The organism is Arthrobacter sp. CAL618 (assembly GCF_000468215.1).
In the GTDB taxonomy this organism is placed as follows: domain Bacteria; phylum Actinomycetota; class Actinomycetes; order Actinomycetales; family Micrococcaceae; genus Arthrobacter_D.
Map to the genome: position 1 here is coordinate 3,835 of NZ_ASZW01000167.1, position 4,779 is coordinate 8,613.

At 64.1% G+C, this 4,779-nt stretch carries 1 protein-coding gene and 2 pseudogenes; all 3 read right to left on the minus strand.

Annotated features, from left to right (window positions below):
- A pseudogene (locus K728_RS23225) lies at positions 1–421 on the minus strand (dihydrofolate synthase); the annotation flags it as partial.
- Positions 422–504: 83 nt separating this feature from the next.
- Positions 505–3,857 (minus strand): annotated as a pseudogene (ileS, locus tag K728_RS19105) (isoleucine--tRNA ligase).
- Between the two features lie 300 nt (positions 3,858–4,157).
- Positions 4,158–4,779 (minus strand): SDR family oxidoreductase (locus tag K728_RS0110385; RefSeq protein WP_024476648.1); only part of this gene is annotated, 622 nt, incomplete at its 5' end.

Below are 4,779 nucleotides of genomic sequence, written 5' to 3' on the forward strand. Positions count from 1 at the left end.
CGAAGACCGCGAACGCGAGAATGGTGATGCTCTCGAAGTAGGTCAGCCGGGGGTCGCCCGCCGCTTCCAGTTCGCCGTCGATGATTTCCAGGAACGGCCTGATCTCGTCCCAGATCCGCACGAAGGTTTCGTCGGAGACCGGTTCGCCGTCGATGCTGATGCGCTCGGTGACGCTGCTCAGATGTGGGCTCGTGTAGCGCCCGGTCCGCAGCTCATGCGCCCGCAGGATGCCCTCGACCATGCGTGCGGTCGACGTTTTCCCGTTGGTTCCGGTCAGGTGGATGATCGGGAACGCCTTGTTGGGTTCGCCGAGGATTTCCATTGCCCTGATCATCGGGGCCATCCGCGGTTCCATTTTGTTCTCAGGTGCCCGGCTCAGCAGTTCCGCGTAGACACTCTCCACCGAAAACTTGTCGAACACTGTGGGCGCCGGGCCGTTTGACTCCGAATCCATTGATTCTGAATCCCTTGGCTCTGAATCCCGTGGCTCTGGGGTCTGCTGGCTCATGAGTGCCTCTCTACTGTGACGGTAAACTCGCCGTCCGTTGGCGCAGCAGCGACAACGTGCAGTTCGTTGGTCAGCGTTTCCGCTTTGATGAGTGCCGCGTTCGATGTCAGGGCATCGACCAGGTCCGGTGCGACGCCAAGCGTGGTCACGATCCGGTCGCTGATGTGCAGGTCCGCGTCGCGGCGGGCCTGCTGGATGGCCCGGATCGCGTCCCGGGCCGCTCCTTCGGCGGCGAGCTCCCCGGTGACGACGGTATCGAGCACGAGGAAACCGCCCCCGGGCAGGAAGCCCACCTCGGCATCAACCGCTTCCGTGTTCGCCGTCTGTTCTGGTTTGGCCCAATCGGAACTTAAACGAACCACAACAGGTTCGTCCCCCCCTGAGATTGTGACTGTCCAATTATCAGGACCATAGCCGTCGTAGCGGTCAGCCTTGACCTCCTTGAGTACATCCTTCATCCTCTTGCCGAGAATGGGTCCTGCTTTTCGGGCGTCAATCTTAAGCTCGGTTCCAATTCCGTATTTCTCAAGAAGTTCAGGAGTTGGTGCAGCGAATTTGACCTGTTTGATATTCAGTTCGTCCGCGATGATACCTAGATAGTCTTCTGAAAGCTGCTCCCGCCCTATGTCAAAGACGGTGAGGTGGGCCAGCGGCAACCTGACGCGCAGGTTGGCTGCCTTCCGGAGGCTCGACCCGGTGGAGCAGATTTGGCGGGTGCGTTCCATCCGTTCCACGAGGTCGGGTGCCTCCGGGAATGCCGACGCCTCCGGCCAGTCGGTCAGGTGCACCGAGCGCCCGCCGGTGAGCCCACGCCAGATTTCCTCGGTGACCAGGGGCAGCAGGGGCGCTGCGGCCCGGCAGACCGCTTCGAGGCAGGTGTAGAGCACATCGAAGGCGTCGGCGTCCTCATCGAAGAACCGCTGCCGGCTCCGGCGGACGTACCAGTTGGTCAGCGTGTCCAGGTAGCGGCGCAGCGTCTCGCAGGCGTCGCTGATGTTGAAGGCATCGAGCGACGCTGTCATATCCCGCACCAGGTTTCCGGTGTAGGCGAGGATGTAGCGGTCCACTGGTTCGGCGAGGCGATTGGCCCGTTCGGGGCTGACCGTTTTTGCCTCGTAGCCGGTGCCGCCGGCTGCCGCGTTGGTGTAGAGGCTGAAGAAGTGCCAGACATTCCAGAGCGGCAGGATGACCTGCCGGACGCCGTCGCGGATGCCCTGTTCGGTGACGATCAGGTTTCCGCCACGCAGCACCGGGGAGGACATCAGGAACCAGCGCATGGCGTCGGCGCCGTCCCGGTCGAGGACCTCGGTGACGTCCGGGTAGTTGCCCAGGCTCTTGGACGCCTTCTGGCCGTCGTCGCCCAGGACGATGCCGTGGCTGATCACGTTGCGGAACGCCGGCCGGTCGAACAGCGCCGTGGAGAGCACATGCAGCATGTAGAACCAGCCGCGGGTCTGGCCGATGTACTCGACGATGAAGTCAGCAGGGTTGTGGGAGTCAAACCATTCCTGGTTCTCCATCGGGTAATGCACCTGGGCGAAGGGCATGGAACCGGAGTCAAACCAGACGTCCAGTACGTCCTCGACCCGGCGCATGGTGGACTGGCCCTCAGCTGGTGTGCGGGGGTCGTCGGGGTTGGGGCGGGTCAGCTCATCGATGAAGGGACGGTGGAGGTCCGGCTCCCCCGCCTTGTTCAGCGGCAACCGGCCGAAGTCCGCCTGGATCTCGGCGAGCGAGCCGTAGACGTCGGTCCGCGGGTAGGCGGGATCGTCGGACTGCCAGACCGGGATGGGGCTGCCCCAGTACCGGTTCCGGCTGATCGACCAGTCCCGGGCGTTGGCCAGCCACTTGCCGAACTGCCCGTCTTTCACGTTCTCGGGGATCCAGTTGATGCCCTGGTTCAGGTCCACCATCCGGTCCTTGATCTTGGTGACCTCCACAAACCAGGACGACACAGCCCGGTAGATCAGCGGGTTGCGGCACCGCCAGCAGTGCGGGTAGCTGTGCACGTAGCTGGCCTGACGGACCAGGCGTCCGCTGTCCTTCAGCACCCGGCTGATGGGCTTGTTCGCGTCGAAGACCTGCAGTCCGACGATGTCGGCGAGAGGCCCCTGCCCGTACATCGGGAGGAAGCGCGCACCTTCATCGACTGAAAGAATGACCTGGATGCCAGCCTCCTCGCAGATTTTCTGGTCCTCTTCACCGTAGGCGGGTGACTGGTGCACAATGCCGGTGCCGTCGGTGGTGGTGACGTAGTCGGCCACGAGGAACCGGAAGGCGTTGCGGTAACCGCCCTGTTCGGGGTCGGCCAGGTAGTCCCAGAGCGGTTCGTAGGCCAGGTCCGCGAGCTCGGCGCCCTGCAGGGTGCGCTCGATGGCGGCTGTCGCCTCTTTCGCTGAGGCGTAGCCGAGGTCCTTGGCGTAGTTGCCCAACAGGTCAGCGGCGATGAGGAAGCGGCGGTCGTCGTCGGCCAGTGTTGGTCCGGCGGGAACCAGTGCATAGGCAATGTCGGGCCCGACGGCGAGAGCGGCGTTGGTGGGCAGGGTCCAGGGCGTGGTGGTCCAGGCGAGGGCCTGCACCCCGGCGAGCTCCTGCGACAGCTCGGTGCTGCCGGCCAGGATGGGGAAGGTCACGGTGACGGTCTGGTCCTGGCGGTCCTGGTAGACGTCGTCGTCCATCCGCAGCTCGTGGTTGGAAAGCGGCGTCTCATCGTTCCAGCAGTAGGGCAGCACGCGGTAACCGTTGTAGGTGAGGCCTTTGTCGTACAGGTTCTTGAACGCCCAGATCACCGACTCCATGTAGTCGACGTTCAGCGTCTTGTAGTCGTTGTCGAAGTCCACCCAGCGGGCCTGGCGGGNCGGGTGACATAGTCCTGCCACTCGCCGGCGTATTTCATCACTGAGGACCGGCAGGCGTCGTTGAATTTGTCGATGCCCATGGCTTCGATCTGCGCCTTGTCGCTCATGCCCAGCTGCTTCATCGCTTCCAGCTCGGCGGGCAGTCCGTGGGTGTCCCAGCCGAACCGGCGCTCCACGCGGTGGCCGCGCTGGGTCTGGTAGCGGCCCACCAGGTCCTTGGCGTAGCCGGTCAGCAGGTGGCCGTAGTGGGGTAGCCCGTTGGCGAACGGGGGGCCGTCGTAGAAGACAAACTCATTTGAGCCGTTCTCACCGTCGGGAAGGTCTGCGCTGCGGGCGTCGATCGACGCCTGGAACGTGCCATCTGCGTCCCAGTACTTGAGGATCCGTTCCTCGATCTCGGGGAACCGCGGGGACGCCGAAGAGGAGGAGGCAGCGCCAGCCGCGCTGTCATGGCTGGTGGCCTTGGGGTAGATCTGTGGCATGTTGTTCATCCTGTAGGCAAGGTGTGGTTCAGTTACCTGCGAGGACGCGTCCAACAATCGGGTCAGCCTGCAACCCGGGTGCCAAACCCGCGGTACCACCTCACTTGCCGCCAACGAGACATATCTTCTCGCGGCTGCCACTTCGTGACCGCTATGACGGGCTTACCCGTCCGGTTCTACTAGCCTGCAGCACGAAGGACGTACGACAGGGGTTCTTCCGGAAGCTCACCGGTGATGGCCGGGTCAAAGCTGTTGCACCTAGTCTAGCGGAAACTGACCGGCCCGCGCGGGGCGCCAATGCAGCTGGGACTACTGGCTCCGGATCACCTTGTGCGCTGCGGCCTGCGCCAGCGGGCGGACCACAATCTCGTCGAGGTTCACATGGTGGGGCACCGTCACCGCGTAGACGACGATATCCGCCACGTCCTCGCTGGTGAGTGGCTTTTCGACGCCGTCGTACACCTTTGAGGCGGCGTCTGCACTGCCCAGCCGGTTCAGGGAGAACTCCTCGGTGTGCACCATGCCGGGCAGCACCTCGACCACACGGACACCATGCTCTGCTTCCTCCAGCCGCAGCGCCCGGGTCATGGCACGCTGGGCAGCCTTCGCCGCGTTGTAGCCGGCGCCACCTTCGTAGGAGACCATTCCGGCCGTCGACGTCAGGTTCAGGACAGTGCCGCCATCCGTCTGGCCCCTGAGCATGGGGAGAAACGCTCGGGTCATCTTCATCGTGCCCACCACGTTCGCCTGGTACATCCAGTCCCAATCGGCAGTCTTCGCGTCGACCAGCCGGTCGGCGCCGCGGGCACCGCCGGCAATGTTGATCAGGGTGTCAGCACCACCTGCGTCGGCGACGGTGCCCAGAAGGCGCTCGACGTCGTCGTCCTCGGTGATATCGGTGGGCACCGCGATGGCCCCGGTCTCGGCGGCC